The 18,735-nt window shown below is 66.0% G+C and carries 20 protein-coding genes; all 20 read left to right on the top strand.

Annotation, left to right across the window (positions count from 1 at the left end; genetic code table 11):
- Position 1 precedes the first annotated feature (1 nt).
- The 20 genes from nuoF (at position 2) to queA (ending at position 18,725) form a co-directional block, all read left to right on the top strand.
- Positions 2-1,306: an NADH-quinone oxidoreductase subunit NuoF gene (gene nuoF, locus AC1DNE_RS07425; protein ID WP_441470621.1), complete on the top strand. Its 1,305-nt coding sequence runs from the start codon at positions 2-4 to the stop codon at positions 1,304-1,306.
- Between the two features lie 4 nt (positions 1,307-1,310).
- Positions 1,311-3,389, top strand: a complete 2,079-nt coding sequence (gene nuoG / locus AC1DNE_RS07420) for an NADH-quinone oxidoreductase subunit NuoG (protein WP_441470620.1) — start codon at positions 1,311-1,313, stop codon at positions 3,387-3,389.
- Between the two features lie 6 nt (positions 3,390-3,395).
- The gene (nuoH, locus tag AC1DNE_RS07415; protein ID WP_441470619.1) at positions 3,396-4,448 is read left to right on the top strand and encodes an NADH-quinone oxidoreductase subunit NuoH; all 1,053 of its coding nucleotides are present in this window, start codon (positions 3,396-3,398) and stop codon (positions 4,446-4,448) included.
- Between the two features lie 32 nt (positions 4,449-4,480).
- On the top strand, positions 4,481-4,645 hold the full coding sequence (locus tag AC1DNE_RS07410; protein WP_476765115.1) for a hypothetical protein: 165 nt from the start codon (positions 4,481-4,483) through the stop codon (positions 4,643-4,645).
- 2 nt (positions 4,646-4,647) lie between these two features.
- Positions 4,648-4,878: a hypothetical protein gene (locus AC1DNE_RS07405; RefSeq protein ID WP_441470617.1), complete on the top strand. Its 231-nt coding sequence runs from the start codon at positions 4,648-4,650 to the stop codon at positions 4,876-4,878.
- A gap of 19 nt (positions 4,879-4,897) precedes the next feature.
- Complete coding sequence (gene nuoI, locus AC1DNE_RS07400; RefSeq protein ID WP_038367698.1) at positions 4,898-5,386, top strand: NADH-quinone oxidoreductase subunit NuoI; 489 nt, start codon at positions 4,898-4,900, stop codon at positions 5,384-5,386.
- 232 nt (positions 5,387-5,618) lie between these two features.
- A complete protein-coding gene (locus AC1DNE_RS07395) occupies positions 5,619-6,242 on the top strand; it encodes an NADH-quinone oxidoreductase subunit J (RefSeq protein ID WP_441470616.1) in 624 nt (207 codons plus the stop codon).
- Positions 6,242-6,550 carry an NADH-quinone oxidoreductase subunit NuoK gene (gene nuoK / locus AC1DNE_RS07390; protein WP_061968159.1) on the top strand — a complete coding sequence of 103 codons (309 nt, stop codon included), beginning with the start codon at positions 6,242-6,244 and terminating at the stop codon, positions 6,548-6,550. Before AC1DNE_RS07395 ends, nuoK begins: the two co-directional genes overlap by 1 nt.
- Positions 6,551-6,579: 29 nt before the next feature.
- Complete coding sequence (nuoL, locus tag AC1DNE_RS07385; protein ID WP_441470615.1) at positions 6,580-8,616, top strand: NADH-quinone oxidoreductase subunit L; 2,037 nt, start codon at positions 6,580-6,582, stop codon at positions 8,614-8,616.
- 4 nt (positions 8,617-8,620) lie between these two features.
- Positions 8,621-10,135 (top strand): NADH-quinone oxidoreductase subunit M, encoded by a 1,515-nt coding sequence (locus tag AC1DNE_RS07380; RefSeq protein WP_441470614.1) that lies wholly within the window; start codon positions 8,621-8,623, stop codon positions 10,133-10,135.
- A gap of 9 nt (positions 10,136-10,144) precedes the next feature.
- On the top strand, positions 10,145-11,572 hold the full coding sequence (gene nuoN, locus AC1DNE_RS07375; protein WP_476765117.1) for an NADH-quinone oxidoreductase subunit NuoN: 1,428 nt from the start codon (positions 10,145-10,147) through the stop codon (positions 11,570-11,572).
- Positions 11,573-11,583: 11 nt separating this feature from the next.
- Complete coding sequence (locus tag AC1DNE_RS07370; RefSeq protein WP_441470612.1) at positions 11,584-12,339, top strand: biotin--[acetyl-CoA-carboxylase] ligase; 756 nt, start codon at positions 11,584-11,586, stop codon at positions 12,337-12,339.
- A gap of 259 nt (positions 12,340-12,598) precedes the next feature.
- Complete coding sequence (locus AC1DNE_RS07365; RefSeq protein ID WP_441470611.1) at positions 12,599-14,269, top strand: ribonuclease J; 1,671 nt, start codon at positions 12,599-12,601, stop codon at positions 14,267-14,269.
- 36 nt (positions 14,270-14,305) lie between these two features.
- Positions 14,306-14,710 (top strand): methylmalonyl-CoA epimerase, encoded by a 405-nt coding sequence (gene mce, locus AC1DNE_RS07360; RefSeq protein WP_441470610.1) that lies wholly within the window; start codon positions 14,306-14,308, stop codon positions 14,708-14,710.
- 5 nt (positions 14,711-14,715) lie between these two features.
- Positions 14,716-15,108 carry a RidA family protein gene (locus AC1DNE_RS07355; protein WP_441470609.1) on the top strand — a complete coding sequence of 131 codons (393 nt, stop codon included), beginning with the start codon at positions 14,716-14,718 and terminating at the stop codon, positions 15,106-15,108.
- Positions 15,105-15,335, top strand: a complete 231-nt coding sequence (locus AC1DNE_RS07350; protein ID WP_441470608.1) for a DUF1467 family protein — start codon at positions 15,105-15,107, stop codon at positions 15,333-15,335. Before AC1DNE_RS07355 ends, AC1DNE_RS07350 begins: the two co-directional genes overlap by 4 nt.
- A gap of 454 nt (positions 15,336-15,789) precedes the next feature.
- Positions 15,790-16,338 carry a peptidylprolyl isomerase gene (locus AC1DNE_RS07345; RefSeq protein WP_441470607.1) on the top strand — a complete coding sequence of 183 codons (549 nt, stop codon included), beginning with the start codon at positions 15,790-15,792 and terminating at the stop codon, positions 16,336-16,338.
- Between the two features lie 25 nt (positions 16,339-16,363).
- Positions 16,364-17,014: a hypothetical protein gene (locus tag AC1DNE_RS07340; RefSeq protein WP_441470606.1), complete on the top strand. Its 651-nt coding sequence runs from the start codon at positions 16,364-16,366 to the stop codon at positions 17,012-17,014.
- Positions 17,014-17,484 carry a peptidylprolyl isomerase gene (locus AC1DNE_RS07335; protein WP_291658294.1) on the top strand — a complete coding sequence of 157 codons (471 nt, stop codon included), beginning with the start codon at positions 17,014-17,016 and terminating at the stop codon, positions 17,482-17,484. The genes AC1DNE_RS07340 and AC1DNE_RS07335 overlap by 1 nt, the downstream gene beginning before the upstream one ends.
- Positions 17,485-17,639: 155 nt before the next feature.
- A complete protein-coding gene (gene queA, locus AC1DNE_RS07330; RefSeq protein WP_441470605.1) occupies positions 17,640-18,725 on the top strand; it encodes a tRNA preQ1(34) S-adenosylmethionine ribosyltransferase-isomerase QueA in 1,086 nt (361 codons plus the stop codon).
- Positions 18,726-18,735: the final 10 nt, after the last annotated feature.

The following is an 18,735-nucleotide window of genomic DNA, read 5'->3' as shown; positions in this document are numbered from 1 at the left end:
CATGCTCGCAGATCGCGACCGCATCTTCACCAATCTCTACGGCCTGCATGACCGTACCCTGAAGGGTGCGATCCAGCGTGGCGCCTGGGATGGCACCAAGTTCCTGCTGGAGCAGGGCCGGGACTGGATCATCGACGAGATGAAGAAGTCCGGCCTGCGCGGGCGCGGCGGTGCCGGCTTCCCGACCGGGCTGAAATGGTCGTTCATGCCCAAGCAGAGCGACGGGCGTCCGCATTACCTCGTCGTCAACGCCGACGAGTCGGAGCCCGGCACCTGCAAGGACCGCGAGATCATGCGCAACGACCCGCATACGCTGGTCGAGGGCTGCCTGATCGCCTCCTTCGCCATGGGCGCGCATGCGGCCTATATCTACATCCGCGGCGAATATGTCCGTGAGCGCGAAGCGCTGCAGCGCGCTGTCGACGAGGCCTATGAGGCCAAGCTCATCGGCAAGGACAACGTCCACGGCTATCCCTTTGACCTCTATGTGCATCACGGCGCCGGCGCCTATATCTGCGGCGAAGAGACGGCGCTGCTGGAGAGCCTCGAGGGCAAGAAGGGCATGCCGCGGCTGAAGCCGCCATTCCCCGCCAATATGGGCCTCTACGGCTGCCCGACGACGGTGAACAACGTCGAGTCGATCGCGGTCGCGCCGACCATCCTGCGCCGCGGCGCGAGCTGGTTCTCCTCGATCGGCACCCCGAACAATGTCGGCACCAAGCTCTTCTGCGTCTCGGGCCATGTGAACAAGCCCTGCAACGTCGAAGAGGCGATGGGCATCCCCTTCCGCGAGCTGATCGACAAGCATTGCGGTGGCATTCGCGGCGGCTGGGACAATCTGAAGGCGGTCATCCCCGGCGGCTCCTCGGTGCGCATGGTTCCGGCCGAGCAGATCATCGACACGCCGATGGATTTCGACTCGCTCTCGAAGCTGCGCTCCGGCCTCGGCACGGCGGCGGTGATCGTCATGGACAAGTCGACCGACATCGTCCGCGCCATTGCCCGCATCAGCCATTTCTACAAGCATGAGAGCTGCGGCCAGTGCACGCCCTGCCGCGAGGGCACGGGGTGGATGTGGCGCGTCATGGAGCGCATGGCCGAAGGCCGCGCCCAGAAGCGCGAGATCGACATGCTGCTCGACGTCACCAAGCAGATCGAGGGCCACACCATCTGCGCGCTCGGCGACGCCGCGGCCTGGCCGATCCAGGGCCTGATCGCGCATTTCCGGCACGAGATCGAGCAGCGCATCGACGACTATGCCGCCAACCCGCACAGCGAGCCTGTGCGTCTGATGGCGGCGGAGTGAGACCATGACGAAACTCCTCATCGACGGCATCGAGGTCGACGTACCCGCCGAATACACGGTCCTCCAGGCCTGCGAGGCGGCGGGCGTCGAGGTGCCGCGCTTCTGCTTCCACGAGCGGCTCTCGATCGCCGGCAACTGCCGCATGTGCCTCGTCGAGGTGAAGGGTGGCCCGCCGAAGCCGCAGGCCTCCTGCGCCATCGGCGTGCGCGACCTGCGCCCTGGCCCGAACGGCGAGCCGCCGGTCGTCTCGACCAAGTCGCCGATGGTCAAGAAGGCGCGCGAAGGGGTGATGGAGTTCCTGCTCATCAACCATCCGCTCGACTGCCCGATCTGCGACCAGGGTGGCGAATGCGACCTGCAGGACCAGGCGATGGCTTATGGCGCGGACACGTCGCGCTATGCCGAGAACAAGCGCGCCGTCGAGGACAAGTATATCGGGCCGCTGGTCAAGACGACGATGACGCGCTGCATCCAGTGCACGCGCTGCGTCCGCTTCACCACCGAGGTCGCCGGTGCCTCCGACCTCGGCGCCATCGGCCGCGGCGAGGACATGGAGATCACGACCTATCTCGAGCACGCGATGAGCTCGGAGCTGCAGAGCAATATCGTCGATCTCTGCCCCGTCGGCGCGTTGACCTCGAAGCCCTACCAGAACAAGGCCCGCCCCTGGGAGCTCTCCAAGACCGAGAGCATCGACGTGATGGACGCGGTGGGCTCGGCCATCCGCGTCGACTCGCGCGGCAAGGAAGTCATGCGCATCCTGCCCCGCCTCAACGAGGCGGTGAATGAGGAGTGGATTTCCGACAAGACCCGGCACGTCGCCGACGGTCTCAAGACCCAGCGCCTCGACCGGCCTTATATCCGCGAGAACGGCCGGCTGCGCCCGGCGAGCTGGAACGAGGCCTTCGCCGCCATCGCCGCCAAGGTGAAGGCTGCCGCGCCTGAGAAGATCGGCGCCATCGCTGGCGATCTGGCCGCGGTCGAGGAGATGTTCGCGCTGAAGGCGCTGATCGCCTCGCTCGGATCAGCCAATCTCGACGCGCGCCAGGACGGCACGAAGCTGCATCCGAAGTTCGGCCGCGCCTCCTACCTCCTCAACGCCGGCATCGCCGGCATCGAGGACGCGACCTCGCTGCTGATCATCGGCTCGAACCCGCGCCGCGAGGCCCCGATCCTGAATGCCCGCATCCGCAAGCGCTGGCTGCGCGGTGACTTCAAGATCGGCGTCATCGGCGAGAAGGCCGACCTGACCTATTCCTACGACTATCTCGGCGCCGGCCCGGAGACGCTGGCCGATATCGTCAAGTCCGCCGCATCCGCCGGCGGCAAGCCGATGGTGCTGATCGGGCAGGGGGCTCTTGCCCGCGCCGACGGCGAGGCCGTGCTCTCGCTCGCCGCCAAGGCGGCGCAGTCGCTGGGCGCGATTGCCGAAGGCTGGAACGGCTTCGGCGTGATCCACACCGCCGCCGCCCGCGCCGGTGCGCTCGATCTCGGCTTCGTGCCGCAAGAAAACGCTCATGGATCGGGCGGTCTGGATGCCGCCGCCATGGTCCAGCCGGGTGCGCTCGACGTGCTCTTCCTGCTCGGTGCCGACGAGATCGAGGTGCCGGAAGGCGCTTTCGTCGTCTACCAGGGCACGCATGGCGACAAGGGCGCTCATCGCGCCGACGTCATCCTGCCGGGTGCGGCCTATACCGAGAAGTCCGGCACCTATGTGAACACCGAAGGCCGCGTGCAGATGGCGGATCGCGCTACCTTCCCGCCGGGCGATGCCCGCGAGGACTGGGCGATCCTGCGTGCGCTTTCGGGCCATCTCGGCAAGACGCTGCCCTTCGACTCCCTGTCCGGCCTGCGCAAGGCGCTCTACGGGGCGCACCCGCATTTCGCGGCGCTCGACGGTCTGCCCGTCAACGACGCAGCGGAGATCGGCAAGCTCGCCGGCCTTGGCGGCAAGACCGACAAGGCGGGCTTCGCCCCGGCCGTCAGTGACTTCTACCAGACCAACCCGATCGCGCGTGCCTCTGCCGTGATGGCGGAATGCTCGGCGCTGGCCTCGGGCCGGCACCAGCAGGCGGCGGAGTAACCGGCCATGAACTGGGACCTCGTCCTCGATATCGCGATCATCCTCGGCAAGAGCCTGCTGCTGCTGGTCTGCCTGCTGGTCTTCATCGCCTATATACTGCTCGCCGACCGCAAGGTCTGGGCGGCGGTGCAGCTGCGCCGTGGCCCGAACGTCGTCGGTCCCTGGGGGCTGTTCCAGAGCTTCGCGGACCTGATCAAGTTCGCGCTCAAGGAGCCGATCATCCCGGCCGGCGCCAACAAGGGCATCTTCCTGCTCGCGCCCTTCATCTCCTGCCTGCTGGCGCTCGGCGCCTGGGCGGTGATCCCGGTGGCGGAAGGCTGGGCGATCGCCGACATCAATGTCGGCGTGCTCTACATCCTCGCGATCTCCTCGCTCGGCGTCTACGGCATCATCATGGCCGGCTGGGCCTCGAACTCGAAGTACCCGTTCATGAGCGCGCTGCGCTCGGCGGCGCAGATGGTGTCCTACGAGGTCTCGATCGGCTTCGTCATCATCACCGTGCTGCTCTGCGTCGGTTCGCTCAACCTCTCGGCTATCGTCGAAGCCCAGCAGAACCGTGGCCTGGCCCATGCGCTCGGCGTGCCCTGGCTCAGCATCCTGAACTGGTACTTCCTGCCGCTCTTCCCGATGTTCGTGGTCTTCTTCATCTCGGCGCTGGCCGAGACGAACCGGCCGCCCTTCGACCTGGCCGAGGCGGAATCTGAGCTCGTGGCGGGCTTCATGGTCGAGTATTCCTCGACGCCGTACCTGCTGTTCATGCTCGGCGAATACGTGGCGATCATGACCATGTGCTCGCTGACGACGATCCTGTTCCTCGGCGGCTGGGCCCCGCCGGTCGCGCTGCCGCCCTTCACCTGGCTGCCCGGCGTGTTCTGGTTCGCGCTCAAGGTCTGCCTCGTGTTCTTCATGTTCGCGCTGGTGAAGGCCTTCGTGCCGCGCTACCGCTACGACCAGTTGATGCGTCTGGGCTGGAAGGTCTTCCTGCCGCTCTCGATCGCCAGCGTGGTGATCGTGGCGCTGGTGCTGCAGTTGACGGGCTGGGGTCCGGTCGGCGGGTGAGTTTGGCTGCGATCTCCGGAATTGCATTCGGTATGATCGCAGCACTGGTTCTGTACGGCTCGGCGTGCTGGTGGGCGCGGCGAAGCCGAATCTTCGATGCGCTTGACGTGGCGCTCGGACGGGCGGTGGCCGCCGCGGTTGTCGGTGGCTTCGGCGGATACAAGGCTGTTCAGTGGCTTGGGCTGCTGGCGGCATGAACATGGCGGGTTTCCTCGGCGCCCTGATCGGCTTCGGGCTGGGCCTGCTGGAATACCGGCTGATCTCGGCCGTGGTGATCGGGGCGCTGAGGCGCACGGATCACTCGACGACAGAGGCCGAAAAGATGGATTATGAGCGCCGCATCCGCATCCTGCGGCGGGCGCTGATGGCAATGACGATCGGCTTCATGCCGATCCTGGGTTTCGTGATCGGCCGGACGCTGTTCGGCTGAGGATGGAAGGACGAAGGCGATGTCACTCGCGCAAGCCGCAAGGGGCCTGCTGCTGAAGGAGTTCGTCGGGGCGATCGGCCTGTCGATGCGCTACTTCTTCAAGCCGAAGGCGACGTTGAACTACCCGTTCGAGAAGGGCCAGCTCTCGCCGCGCTTCCGCGGCGAGCACGCGCTGCGCCGCTATCCGAACGGCGAGGAGCGCTGCATCGCCTGCAAGCTCTGCGAGGCGATCTGCCCGGCGCAGGCCATCACCATCGAGGCCGGTCCGCGCCGCAACGACGGCACGCGCCGCACCACCCGTTATGACATCGACATGACGAAGTGCATCTATTGCGGCTTCTGCCAGGAAGCCTGCCCGGTCGATGCCATCGTCGAGGGGCCGAATTTCGAGTTCGCGACCGAAACGCGCGAGGAGCTGTTCTACGACAAGGACAAGCTGCTCGCGAACGGCGCGCGCTGGGAACGCGAGATCGCGCGCAATATTGCGATGGATGCGCCGTATCGATGATGAACTGGCCGTCATGCTCGGGCTTGCCCCGAGCATCTCTTGCAGGAGATTCTTGGGTCTGAGCTTCGCTTCGCCCGAGATTGACGCCCTTGGAATGAGACCAGACCCGCCGCGCGGTTGTCGCGTCCGGCGGGCCTGATTATAGACGCTCCAAATTGCACCGGGATCCCGAGTCCCGGAGCACGAACCAAACGAGGACCGCGCCGAAAAGGGGCGGGAAGGGCTGGCCGAGATGAATGCCGCAGCGGCTTTCTTCTATCTTTTCGCAGGGGTGACCGTGGCATCCGCCTTCATGGTGGTGACCTCACGCAATCCCGTGCATTCGGTGCTGTTCCTGATCCTGGCCTTCGTCAATGCGGCCGGGCTGTTCATGCTGCTGGGTGCCGAGTTCCTCGCGATGCTGCTGGTCGTCGTCTATGTCGGCGCGGTCGCGGTGCTCTTCCTCTTCGTGGTGATGATGCTCGACGTCGATTTCGCCGAGTTCCGCCAGGGCTTCCTGAATTATCTGCCAGTCGGTGCGCTCATCGGCTTCATCTTCGCCGTCGAGCTGCTGCTGGTCGTCGGCGCCTGGGTCATCGACCCGCAGATCGTCAAGGCGCCGGTCGCCGCGATCCCTGCCGGCGTCACCAACACCGAGGCGCTCGGCCGCGTGCTCTACACCCAGTACGTCTACTACTTCCAGGCGGCGGGTCTCGTGCTGCTGGTCGCCATGATCGGCGCGATCGTGCTGACGCTGCGCGAGCGGCACGGCATCAAGCGCCAGCACGTCCCGACCCAGAACGCCCGTACCAAGGACGCGGCGATGGAGGTCAAGCAGGTGCCCTCGCGCGCCGGCGTTCCCGAGGAGATGGCGTGATGACGATCGGACTGGGCCATTATCTCGCCGTCAGCGCCATCCTGTTCACGCTCGGTGTGCTCGGCATCTTCATCAACCGCAAGAACGTCATCGTCATCCTGATGTCGGTCGAGCTCATCCTGCTCTCGGTCAATCTGAACTTCGTCGCCTTCTCGAGCTTCCTGAACGACATCGTCGGACAGGTCTTCGCGCTGCTCGTACTCACGGTGGCGGCGGCTGAGGCCGCGATCGGCCTCGCCATTCTCGTCGTCTACTTCCGCAACCGCGGCACGATCGCGGTGGAAGACATCAACATGATGAAAGGCTGAGCGCTGTCCGGCGCCTGGACCTCACGGCCATGTATCACCTGATCGTCTTCCTCCCCCTGATCGGCTTCCTGATCGCCGGCCTCTTCGGCCGGCTGATCGGCGCGCGCGGCTCCGAGATCGTCACGACCTCGCTGCTCATCGTCTCGGCAATCCTGTCCTGGGTCGCCTTCGTCCAGGTCGGCTTCGGCTCCGCCACGACGCGGATCCAGGTCGCGAGCTGGATCTCCTCCGGCAGCCTCCAGGTCGACTGGGCCTTCCGCGTGGACACGCTGACCGTGGTGATGCTGGTCGTCGTCAACACGGTGTCCTCGCTCGTGCACCTGTACTCGATCGGCTACATGCACGAGGATCCGCACCGGCCGCGCTTCTTCGCCTATCTCTCGCTGTTCACCTTCGCGATGCTGATGCTGGTGACGGCGGATAATCTCGTCCAGATGTTCTTCGGCTGGGAGGGCGTCGGTCTCGCCTCCTATCTGCTGATCGGCTTCTGGTACCAGAAGCCCTCGGCCAATGCCGCGGCGATGAAGGCCTTCATCGTCAACCGCGTCGGCGATTTCGGCTTCTCGCTCGGCATGTTCCTGGTCTTCGTGCTGTTCGGCTCGGTCGCCTTCGACGCGATCTTCCCGCGCGCCGGCGAGTTCGTGAACCAGGGCTTCCGCTTCCTTGGCTATGACTGGAACGCGCTGACCCTGACCTGCCTGCTGCTGTTCGTCGGCGCGATGGGCAAGTCGGCCCAGTTCCTGCTCCACACCTGGCTGCCTGACGCGATGGAAGGCCCGACCCCGGTCTCGGCCCTCATCCATGCCGCGACCATGGTTACTGCCGGTGTCTTCATGGTGGCGCGCCTGTCGCCGCTCTTCGAGTATGCTCCCGTCGCGCTCACCGTCGTCGTCGTCATCGGCGCCACCACGGCCTTCTTCGCCGCGACGGTCGGCCTCGTGCAGAACGACATCAAGCGCGTCATCGCGTATTCGACCTGCTCGCAGCTCGGCTACATGTTCGTCGCGCTCGGCGTCGGCAATTACGGCGCCGGCATCTTCCACCTCTTCACCCACGCCTTCTTCAAGGCCCTGCTCTTCTTGGGCGCCGGCTCGGTCATCCACGCGATGCACCACGAGCAGGACATGCGCCGCATGGGCGGCCTGCGTAAGCACATCCCGCTGACCGCGGCGGCGATGACGATCGGCACCCTGGCGCTGACCGGCGTCGGTATCCCCGGGACGGTTTTCGGCTTCGCCGGCTTCTTCTCGAAGGATGCGATCATCGAGAGCGCTTATGCCTCGGTCGAGCATGGTGGCTTCGCCAGCTCCTATGCCTTCATCCTGCTGGTCGTCGCCGCCTGCATGACGTCCTTCTATTCCTGGCGGCTTTACTTCATGACCTTCGAGGGCGCGCCGCGCTGGGGCCACGGCCATGACTCGCATGGTCATGATGACCATGACCATGCCGCACACGGTCACAATGAGCACGCGCATGACGATCACGGCCACGGCCATGATCACACGCCGCATGAGAGCCCCTGGGTGATGCTGCTGCCACTCGCCCTGCTTTCGGTCGGCGCGATCTTCGCGGGCGTCGCCTTCAAGGAGTACTTCGTCGGTCACGACTTCGAGCATTTCTGGAAGTCGGCGCTGTTCATGGGCAAGGACAACCACATCCTGCACACCATGCACGAGGTGCCCAAGTGGGTCGTGGCATCACCGTTCGTGGCGATGCTGACCGGCTTCGTGCTCGCCTACTGGATGTATGTCCGCCGCCCGGACATTCCGGGCAAGCTCGCCGCTGCGAACCCTGCGCTGTACCAGTTCCTGCTGAACAAGTGGTACTTCGACGAGCTCTACGACTTCCTGTTCGTGCGCCCGGCGAAATGGCTCGGCCGCTTCCTCTGGAAGAAGGGCGATGGCCTGGTCATCGACGGCCTCGGACCGGACGGCATCTCGGCCCGCGTGGTCGATGTGACCAACCGGGTGGTCCGGCTGCAGACCGGCTATCTCTATCACTATGCCTTCGCGATGCTGATCGGCGTCGCTGGGCTGGTGACCTGGTATCTTGTGACCCGCGGGTGAGATGATGTCCTTCGGTTTCGGTATCCTCACCGGTCTTCTGGTCCTGCCGCTGGTCGGCGCTGCCTTCATCCTGGCGCAGCGTGGCGATCAGGCCTCGGTCGACTCCAACGCTCGCTGGGCGGCGCTGATCACGACGGTGCTGACCTTCGTGCTCGCCTGCGTCGCCTGGAGCCGCTTCGACACGGCCAACCCCGGCTTCCAGATGGTCGAGACCCATGGCTGGGTCTCTGATGCCATCAAGTTCAAGCTCGGCGTCGACGGCTTTTCCTTCCCCTTCATCGTGCTGACGGCGTTCCTGATGCCGTTCTGCATCCTCGCCTCCTGGACCTCGGTCGAGAAGCGGGTGGCAGAGTACATGGTCGCCTTCCTGATCCTGGAGACGCTGATGATCGGCGTCTTCGCGGCGCTCGACCTCGTGCTGTTCTACCTGTTCTTCGAAGCCGGCCTGATCCCGATGTTCCTGATCATCGGCATCTGGGGTGGCAAGCGGCGCGTCTACGCCTCCTACAAGTTCTTCCTCTACACCCTGCTCGGCTCGGTGCTGATGCTGCTGGCGGTGATGGCGATGTACTGGAACGCCGGTACGACCGACATTCCGGCGCTGCTCGCCCACAAGTTCCCGGCCGGCATGCAGACATGGCTGTGGCTCGCCTTCTTCGCCTCCTTCGCGGTGAAGATGCCGATGTGGCCGGTCCATACCTGGCTGCCCGACGCGCACGTCGAGGCGCCGACGGCCGGTTCCGTCATCCTGGCGGCGATCCTGCTGAAGATGGGCGGCTACGGCTTCATCCGCTTCTCGATCCCGATGTTCCCGGAGGCGTCGCATTATTTCGCGCCGCTGGTCTTCGCGCTGTCCGTCATCGCCATCGTCTACACCTCGCTGGTGGCGCTGATGCAGGAGGATATCAAGAAGCTGATCGCCTACTCTTCGGTGGCGCATATGGGCTTCGTCACCATGGGCCTCTTCACCCTGACGCCGCAGGGCATCCAGGGCGCGATGTTCCAGATGATGAGCCATGGCCTCGTCTCGGGCGCGCTCTTCCTCTGCGTCGGCGTGATCTACGACCGCATGCACACCCGCGAGATCGCTGCCTATGGCGGGCTGGTGAACCGCATGCCTCTCTATGCGGTGGTGTTCATGGTCTTCACCATGGCCAATGTCGGCCTGCCGGGCACCGCCGGTTTCGTCGGCGAGTTCCTGACGCTGGTCGGCGCCTTCCGCGCCAATCCCTGGGTTGCCTTCTTCGCGACCTCCGGCGTCATTCTCTCGGCCGCCTATGCGCTCTGGCTCTACCGCCGGGTCGTCTTCGGCGAGCTCGTCAAGCCGGAGCTCAAGGACATCAAGGACCTGAACGGCCGCGAGATCGCGATCTTGGTCCCGCTCGTCCTGCTGACGATCTGGTACGGCGTGCAGCCGCACACGATCCTCGACGCCTTCGCGGCGCCGACCGAAGCGCTCATCAAGAACTATCAGGCTGCGCTCACTGTCGCGAAGACGGCAGTGGCGGCCGTGCAGTAAGGTCTCGTCATGGCTCTGCCCGCTCTCGGCCCGGCCCTGCCGGAAATCATCCTCGCCGTCGGCGCCATCGCGATGGTGCTGATCGGCGCGATCCAGGGTGAGCGCGCGACGCGCCTGCTCGAAGGCCTCGCGCTCGTGCTGCTTGCGGTCGCGTTGGTGCTGGTCGTCTCGGCCGGCGGCAAGCTCCTGACCTTCAACAACGGCTTCATCGCCGACGGCTTCTCCCGCTTCATGAAGGTGCTGACGCTGATCGGCGCCGGCGCCACGATCCTTCTCTCCGCCGACACTCTGCGGCGCGAGGGGGCGATGCGCTTCGAATTCCCCATTCTCGTCGTGCTCGCCACCATCGGCATGATGATGATGATCTCGGCCAACGATCTCATCAGCCTCTATGTCGGCCTCGAGCTGCAGTCGCTGGCGCTTTATGTCGTCGCGGCGTTCGACCGCGACAATGCGAAGTCGACCGAGGCGGGCCTGAAGTACTTCGTGCTGGGCGCGCTCTCCTCCGGCATGCTGCTCTATGGCGCCTCGCTGGTCTACGGCTTCACCGGCACCGTCACCTTCTCCGGCATCGCTGCGGCGACGCAGGGCGGGCATGCCGGCATCGGCTTGATCTTCGGCATCGTCTTCATCGCCGCCGGCGTCGCCTTCAAGATCTCGGCCGTGCCGTTCCATATGTGGACGCCGGACGTCTATGAGGGCGCTCCGACCCCGGTCGCCGCCTTCTTCGCCTCGGCCCCCAAGATGGCCGCCATGGCGATGGTCGTCCGCATCTTCGTCGGCGCCTTCCCGGGCGCGATCCAGGACTGGCGCCAGATCATCGTCTTCATCTCGATCGCCTCGATGGCGCTCGGCGCCTTCGCCGCGATCGGCCAGCGCAATATCAAGCGCCTGCTCGCCTATTCCTCGATCGCGAATATGGGTTACGCGCTGGTCGGCCTTGCCGCCGGCACCCCCGGCGGCGTGCAGGGGGTGATGACCTATATGGCGATCTATCTCGCCACGACGCTCGCCGCCTTCGCCTGCGTGCTGATGATGCGCCGTGACGGCAAACTGGTCGAGGACATCTCGGAGCTTGCCGGCCTGTCCCGTACCAATCGCTGGATGGCGTTCGCGATGTCGATGATGATGTTCTCGCTCGCCGGCATCCCGCCGCTCGCCGGCTTCTGGGCGAAGTGGTACGTCTTCCTCGCCGCGATCGAGGCCAAGCTCTACGTGCTCGCCGTCGTCGGCGTGATCACCAGCGTCGTCGGTGCCTACTATTATCTGCGCCTCGTCAAGGTGATGTACTTCGACGATCCGAAGCCGGACTTCGAGACTGCGGATTACGGTGTGCGCACCGTGCTGCTGTTCTCCACCATCTTCGTGCTGGTGCTTTCGCTCCTGCCGGCGCCGCTCTTCAATGCGGCAGAGGCAGCGGCGAAGTCGCTCTTCTGAGCCGAGGGCGCGTGCTCGGTGAGGCCGCCCGCGCCGCGGGCTACCGGCTGATCATTCGGGACGAGGTCGGCTCCACCATGGAGGAAGCTCGTCGCGCGCTCGATCAGGGCGAGCCGGGCAAGCTCTGGATCGTCGCCCGCAGCCAGAATGCGGGCAGAGGGCGGCACGGCCGGCAATGGGGTTCGCCCCCCGGAAATCTCTATGCGAGCCTGCTGCTGACCGACCCTTGCGAGCCGGCCCTGGCGCCGCAGCTCGGCTTCGTGGTGGGGCTCGCCCTGCACGATGCCGCCGCGAAACTGCTCGGCCCGGCCGCGTCGGGACTCAAGCTGAAATGGCCGAACGACCTGTTGCTCGACCGCGCCAAGACCTCGGGGCTGCTGCTCGAAGGCGAGAGCCGGGCAGGGCGGCTCAACGTCATCGTCGGCTGCGGGGTCAACATCGCCTCCTGCCCCTCCGACACGCCCTATCCCGCGACCTTCCTCAAGGCGGCGGCGCCGCAGGCCAATGTCGAGACGATGCTGACGGGGCTGAGCGATGCCTTCGCCCAGCGCTTCGCCATCTGGTCCCAGCCCGGTGGCTTCGGGCCGATCCGTGCCGCCTGGCTCGAGCGCGCCGCCTTTCTCGGCGAGGCCATCACCATCCGCCTGCCTGACGGTCCGCTGGCGGGGCGATTTGTCGGTCTCGACCCGACAGGGCGTCTCGAACTCGAAACGGAAGCCGGCCGGCGGGTCATCGATGCGGGCGATCTCTTCTTCGGAGCGGCCTGAGATGCGTGGGCGGCCATGCTGGCCTGCCGCGTCGCGACCATGCTAGAGGAATTCGTCGGTTCCACGCGGTCATCCCGGGCGGCCGAAGGACGACCCGGGATCCATGCCGGAACGCGAGCCGGAATCGCGCCGGCATGGATCCCGGGTCTCCGCTTCGCTTCGTCCGGGATGCACCGCGTATCCCGAAAGACCTCCCGGCAAGTCGGCATCGGCGCGCAATGATGCGCTGTTGGCGACTGCCATGCCTTCAGGATTGCCAGTGACCCGTTCCAGCGACCAGCTCGTTTTCGTTCCCCTCGGCGGCCTCGGCGAGATCGGCATGAACGCCGCTCTCTACGGCTTCGGGCCCGAGGGGAGACGCAAATGGATTCTGGTCGATTGCGGCCTGTCCTTCGCCGGCCCGGAAGCGCCGGGCGTCGATATCGTGCTGCCCGATCTGCGCTACATCATCGAGGAGCGGGCGAACCTCCTCGGCATCGTCATCACCCATGCCCATGAGGACCATATCGGCGCGCTCGCCGCGCTCTGGCCCAGCCTCCGCGCGCCGGTCTATTGCACGCGCTTCGCCGCCGGCCTTCTCGCGACGCGCCGGCTCTCCGAGCCGGGCGCGCCGAATGTCGAGATCAACGTCGTGCCGCAGGGCGGGCGCATCACGCTCGGGCCGTTCGACATCGAATACGTCCCCGTGGCCCACTCGATTCCCGAGTCGAACGCGCTCGCCATCCGCACCCCGGCCGGCCTCGTCGTCCATACCGGCGACTGGAAGATCGACCCGACGCCGCGCGTCGGCCTGCCAACTGATGAGAAGCGGCTGCGCGAGCTCGGCGAGGAGGGCGTGCTGGCCATCGTCTGCGACTCGACCAATGTGATGCGCGACGGCATCAGCCCGAGCGAGGCGGACGTTGCTGCCAAGCTCAAGGAGCTCGTGGCGTCGGCGCCCGGTCGCGTCGCAGTCACCACCTTCGCTTCCAACGTCGCCCGGCTGCGCGCCGTTGCTGAAGCCGCAATGGCTGCCGAGCGCGAGGTCGTGGTCGTCGGCCGCGCCATGGACCGCGTCATCGACGTCGCGCGCGAGTGTGGCTATCTCGATGGTATCCCCGCCTTCCGGCCGGTCGATGCCTATGGCTATCTGCCGCGCGACAAGGTCGTGGCGCTGCTGACCGGCAGCCAAGGCGAGCCGCGCGCCGCGCTCTCGCGCATTGCCGCGGACGACCATCCCGAGATCGCGCTCTCGCCGGGCGACCGCGTGATCTTCTCGTCGCGCACCATCCCCGGAAACGAAAAGTCGGTCGGCAACATCCTCAATGCGCTTGCGCGCGACAACATCGAGATCATCACGGACCGCACCCATCTCGTGCATGTCTCCGGCCATCCCCGCCGCGAGGAGATGGCCAGGCTCTATGGCTGGCTGAAGCCGCAGATCGCGATTCCCGCCCATGGCGAGGACCTGCATCTCGCCGAGCATGAGAGCTTCGCCCGCAGCCTCGGCGTGAAGCATGTGCTGCGCGCCGGCAATGGCGACGTCGTGGCGATCTCGGGCGAGGGCGCCCGAAAGGTCGATGAAGCCCCGCACGGCCGTCTCTATCAGGACGGCTCGCTGCTGGTGAACGCGCTGGAGAAGACGCTGCAGGAGCGCCGGCGGCTCTCCTTCGCGGGCATCGTCTCGATTGCGGTTGCGGTCGACGAGAAGGGCAGTATTGCGGGCGAGCCGGAGATCGCCGTGCTCGGCCTGCCGCCGCGCACCCGCGACGGCACCGATTTCGACGAATATGTCGCCGACACCGTCGGCGAGCTGCTCGACGGTATCCCCAAGGCCCGCCGCCGCGACCCGGAAGCCCTTCGCAACGCGCTGGAGCGCGGGGTGCGCAGTGCCGTGAACGAGGAGTGGGGCAAGAAGCCGCTGGTGCATGCGCTGGTGGTCGAGGTGTAGAACGGGCGCAGCACCGCCGGGCTGGAGAAGACGAAGATGATCGGACGCCTCAACCATGTCGCCATCGCGGTGAAGGACCTCGCGGCCGCGACGGCGCTCTATCGTGACACGCTGGGTGCGCGGGTGTCGCAGCCGCAGCCTGAGCCGGAGCACGGCGTCACCGTGGTCTTCGTCGAATTGCCGAACACCAAGATCGAGTTGCTGGAGCCGCTTGGCGCCGACTCCCCGATCGCGAAGTTCCTCGAGCGCAATGCCGACGGCGGCATCCACCACATCTGCTACGAGGTCGACGACATCCTCGCTGCGCGCGACCGGCTGAAGGCGCGGGGCGCGCGCGTTCTCGGCTCGGGTGAGCCGCGCATCGGCGCCCATGGCAAGCCCGTGCTCTTCCTGCATCCCAAGGATTTCCTCGGCACGCTGGTCGAACTGGAACAGGCCTGAACGTCATGTCCGAGATCGCTTTCGTCGGGGAGCCCGAGCCGGGCTCGCCACGTCCCTTCAGCGCGGCGACCGTTGCCGGCGGCATGATCTTCGTATCCGGCCATTCGGCGCCGCACGATCCCGCGCGCGGCATTCATCGCGGTGATACGCCGGCGGACGAAGTCCGCAACGCGCTCGGCCGCATCGCCGAAATTCTTGCGGAGACCGGCAGCGGGCTCGACCGCGTCGTGCAGATGACGATGCTGATCACCGATCCCGCCGACTATGCCGCCTGCAACGCCGAATATGTGAAGCATTTCCCGAACGGCCTGCCGGCACGCCACACCGCGCGCTTCGGCGTGCCGACCGAGGCCCGGGTGGCATTTTCCTGCATCGCTCTGGCCGGGAGGGGCGCATGAACGTCGTCGGCGGCCTCGCGCTCTACTTCGTGATCTGGTGGATCACGCTCTTCGCCGTTTTGCCTTTCGGCATCCGCAGCCAGCACGAGACAGGGGATGTCGTCGAAGGTACGGAGCCCGGCGCGCCGATCCTGCCGGGGCTGCTCAAGAAGGCCGCGGTCACCTCGGTCATCGCCGCGGTGATCTTCGCCGGTGTCTGGTATGTCTGGGTGACCTACGACATCTGAGCGCGGCGCCCTAGGTTGCGGGGCGTTTCCACCTGCAGCCGATCTGGGAAGGTTCGTCCGGCAGCTCGCCGGAGAGCCGGCAAAGAAAAAGGCAAGGCCAATGCCTTGCCTTGGGTAGTCTTTTTTACCGCAGCATCGGCGCGCGTCTAGTTGCGTGCGACTCGGATACTAGGCGGGCGTTTGTCCTCCCGAGACCTGGTCCGCAGCGCCCTGTCTAGCAAAGCGCTCCCAGCGGGAGATGGTCTAGCTGATTGTGACGGCTCTGTCATCAGTTTAGACAAATGCAGCCTGAAATTTTTGCAAGTTTGATCTCCATTGCACTTGTGCAGTGCAACAACGTTCTTTTCGCCGGTGCCCGCGGCCGTGCTCGCGAGGGAAGGGTGCCTTGTTCCGGTCAAAGGATATCGCTACCTACGGCCATCCGCCGGGCTCGCCGGTGGCCATGGAGATATTCATGCTGCGCAGCTCGCTCGCCGCCCTTGCAGTCGTCGCCTCGCTCGGTTTCGCCCAGGCCCAGAGCCCGAAGCCGGATCCGGAGAACACCGTCATCCTCGAGACCAAGGACGGGCCTGTGACGATCCGCCTGCGGCCGGATCTGGCGCCGAAGCATGTCGCCCAGATCAAGGCTCTGGTGAAGCGCGGCTTCTATGACGGCATAGTCTTCCACCGGGTCATCGACGGCTTCATGGCCCAGACCGGCGATCCGACCGGAACCGGCACCGGCAAGTCCGACCTGCCGAACCTGCCGGCCGAGTTCACCCCGACCCCCTACAAGGTCGGCTCCGTCGGCATGGCGCGCTCGCAGTCGCCGGATTCGGCGAATTCCCAGTTCTTCATCTGCTATGAGGGTTGCGGCCCGCTGACCGGCCAGTACACGCTCTTCGGCGAGGTCGTCTCCGGCATGGACGCCGTGCGCAAGATCAAGAAGGGCGCGCAGGGTAGCGGCCAGGTGACCGGCCCCGACAAGATCGTCCGCATGCGGATGGCCACCGACGCCAAGTGAGATGTAACCGGGGAGGGCTGGAACCATGCTGCGGACGGCCCTTTCAGGCATTCTCACTCTGCTGATCCTCGGCGGCGGCGCGGGCGCGCAGGATACGCGCGACCTCGGTCTGCCGCCTGCCTCCGGCTCGCAAAATCCCGTGCTGCCGCCGCCTTCCGGCTCCCAGAATCCGATCCTGCCGCCCCAGAGCGGCCAGCGCTACAACCCAGGCATCGGCGGGCCGTTCGGCGGCGACAACGACATTCCGGGCATGGAGCAGCGCCGCATAGGGGCACAGAGCCCGATGCGCCGCAACGGCGAAATCGGCCTGATCGGCTCGGTATCGCCCGAGACGCCGCGGGAAGAGGGGGGGACCGCCGACAAGCTGGCCGATATCGCGCCGGCCCTGCGGCGCTGCTGGAATCCGCCGCCCTTGCCGGGGGATCTCACTGGCGCGATGGTTTCGCTTCGCTTCAGCCTGCGCCGCGACGGCAGCCTCTTCGGGCAGCCGCGCGTGACCTGGGAGACGCGACGCGGCGATCCCGAGTTCCAGAGGCGCTTCAGCGATTCCGCCGTTGCCGCCATCCATTCCTGCACACCGATGAGGTTGTCGAAGGGCCTCGGAGCGAGTATCGCGGGGCGACCCTTCATCATCCGTTTCCACGGCCGTGTGCCGCCTAACGAAAGGCAGAGCTAATGTCGCTCGATCCCGAAAACACCCTCGTGATGGAAACCACCAAGGGCAAGGTGGTCATCAAGCTGCGCCCCGACCTCGCTCCCGGCCATGTCGAGCGCATCAAGCTGCTTGCCCGCGAGGGCTTTTATGACGGCATCGTCTTCCATCGCGTCATCGACGGCTTCATGGCCCAGGTCGGCTGCCCGCATGGCACCGGCACCGGCGGCTCGAGCTATCCGGACCTGAAGCAGGAGTTCAACGCCGAGCCGCATGTCCGCGGCATCTGCTCGATGGCTCGCGCGCAGAATCCGAACTCGGCCAACAGCCAGTTCTTCATCGTGTTCGACGACGCGCGCTTCCTGGACAAGCAGTACACGGTCTGGGGCGAGGTCGTGGAAGGCATGGACAATGTCGACAAGATCAAGCGCGGCGAGCCGGTGCGCGATCCCGATTCCATCGTCTCGATGAAGGTGATGGCCGACGCGGCCTGAGGACTTCGCTCAAGGCGAGCCCTCGTCCCGAGGAGCCGCGCTTGCGCGGCGTCTCGAAGGGCGGTTCCAGTACACACTGGCACATCCTTCGAGACACGAGCTCCGCTCGTTCCTCAGGATGAGGGCTCGCTGCTTTTGGAAGAGTCTTGCTGACGATGGATGTCGGTCTCTTCGACTTCGACCTGCCGGAAGATCGGATCGCGCTGAGGCCCGTTAGCCCGCGCGATGCGGCGCGGCTGCTCGTGGTGCGCCCGGATGCGCCCGAGCCGCTGGAGGATCGCGGCATTCGCGATCTCGTCTCGCTGCTCCAGCCCGGGGACGCGCTCGTCCTCAACGACACGCGCGTCATTCCCTCCCGCCTGCGCGGCCGGCGCTATCGCGGCGCCGATTCGGCCCGCATCGAGATCATGCTGCACAAGCGCGAGAGCGATGATCGCTGGCTCGCCTTCGCCCGGCCGGCCAAGAAGCTGGCGCTCGGCGAGACCGTGGTCTTCGATGCGGACGGGGCGAGCAATGCGTGCGAGCTCGGCCGCCTGCAGGCCGAGGTGATCGGCAAAAGCGAGGGGGGCGAGATCGAGCTGCGGTTCAGCCTGACCAGCGCCTATCTCGACGAAGCGATCGCGCGGCTCGGCGAATTGCCGTTGCCGCCCTATATCGCCGGCAAGCGCCCGACGGACAGCGCCGATGCCACAGACTACCAGACGAATTTCGCCCGCAACGACGGCGCCGTGGCAGCGCCGACCGCCGGGCTGCATTTCACGCCGAAGCTTCTGGCTGAATTGGAGGCGCGCGGCGTCTCACGCCATTTCGTTACGCTGCATGTCGGCGCCGGGACCTTCCTGCCGGTGAAGGCGGAGGATACCGACGAGCATCGCATGCATTCCGAATGGGGCACCGTTTCGGCCGAGACGGCGGCTGCCCTCAACGCCGTCAAGGCGAAGGGCGGGCGGATCGTCTGCGTCGGCACCACCTCGCTGCGCCTGATCGAGAGCGCGGCAGCGGAGGACGGAACCATCCGGCCTTTCTCGGGCGACACGGCGATCTTCATCACGCCTGGCTATCGCTTCCGGGCGGTCGACCTGCTGATGACGAACTTCCATCTGCCGCGCTCGACGCTGTTCATGCTCGTCTCCGCCTTCTGCGGGCTCGACATGATGAAGCGGGCCTATGCCCATGCGATCGCTGCGAATTATCGCTTCTATTCCTACGGGGACGGCAGCCTGCTCTTCCGGGCAGGCTGAGCGTCCCGGG

It is taken from the genome of Allobosea sp. 05L423, assembly GCF_056397745.1.
This window is presented reverse-complemented; position numbering and strand designations above follow the sequence as displayed.

Bases quoted from the DNA above. Each gene is read 5' to 3' on its own strand.
- nuoF (WP_441470621.1), top strand. From the start codon at position 2: ATGCTCGCAGATCGCGACCGCATCTTCACCAATCTCTACGGCCTGCAT.
- nuoN (WP_476765117.1), top strand. From the start codon at position 10,145: ATGGCTCTGCCCGCTCTCGGCCCGGCCCTGCCGGAAATCATCCTCGCC.
- AC1DNE_RS07350 (WP_441470608.1), top strand. From the start codon at position 15,105: ATGAACGTCGTCGGCGGCCTCGCGCTCTACTTCGTGATCTGGTGGATC.
- nuoG (WP_441470620.1), top strand. From the start codon at position 1,311: ATGACGAAACTCCTCATCGACGGCATCGAGGTCGACGTACCCGCCGAA.
- AC1DNE_RS07410 (WP_476765115.1), top strand. From the start codon at position 4,481: ATGATCGCAGCACTGGTTCTGTACGGCTCGGCGTGCTGGTGGGCGCGG.
- nuoK (WP_061968159.1), top strand. From the start codon at position 6,242: ATGACGATCGGACTGGGCCATTATCTCGCCGTCAGCGCCATCCTGTTC.
- queA (WP_441470605.1), top strand. From the start codon at position 17,640: ATGGATGTCGGTCTCTTCGACTTCGACCTGCCGGAAGATCGGATCGCG.
- nuoI (WP_038367698.1), top strand. From the start codon at position 4,898: ATGTCACTCGCGCAAGCCGCAAGGGGCCTGCTGCTGAAGGAGTTCGTC.
- nuoL (WP_441470615.1), top strand. From the start codon at position 6,580: ATGTATCACCTGATCGTCTTCCTCCCCCTGATCGGCTTCCTGATCGCC.
- nuoH (WP_441470619.1), top strand. From the start codon at position 3,396: ATGAACTGGGACCTCGTCCTCGATATCGCGATCATCCTCGGCAAGAGC.
- AC1DNE_RS07380 (WP_441470614.1), top strand. From the start codon at position 8,621: ATGTCCTTCGGTTTCGGTATCCTCACCGGTCTTCTGGTCCTGCCGCTG.
- AC1DNE_RS07345 (WP_441470607.1), top strand. From the start codon at position 15,790: ATGCTGCGCAGCTCGCTCGCCGCCCTTGCAGTCGTCGCCTCGCTCGGT.
- mce (WP_441470610.1), top strand. From the start codon at position 14,306: ATGATCGGACGCCTCAACCATGTCGCCATCGCGGTGAAGGACCTCGCG.
- AC1DNE_RS07335 (WP_291658294.1), top strand. From the start codon at position 17,014: ATGTCGCTCGATCCCGAAAACACCCTCGTGATGGAAACCACCAAGGGC.
- AC1DNE_RS07395 (WP_441470616.1), top strand. From the start codon at position 5,619: ATGAATGCCGCAGCGGCTTTCTTCTATCTTTTCGCAGGGGTGACCGTG.
- AC1DNE_RS07405 (WP_441470617.1), top strand. From the start codon at position 4,648: ATGGCGGGTTTCCTCGGCGCCCTGATCGGCTTCGGGCTGGGCCTGCTG.
- AC1DNE_RS07355 (WP_441470609.1), top strand. From the start codon at position 14,716: ATGTCCGAGATCGCTTTCGTCGGGGAGCCCGAGCCGGGCTCGCCACGT.
- AC1DNE_RS07340 (WP_441470606.1), top strand. From the start codon at position 16,364: ATGCTGCGGACGGCCCTTTCAGGCATTCTCACTCTGCTGATCCTCGGC.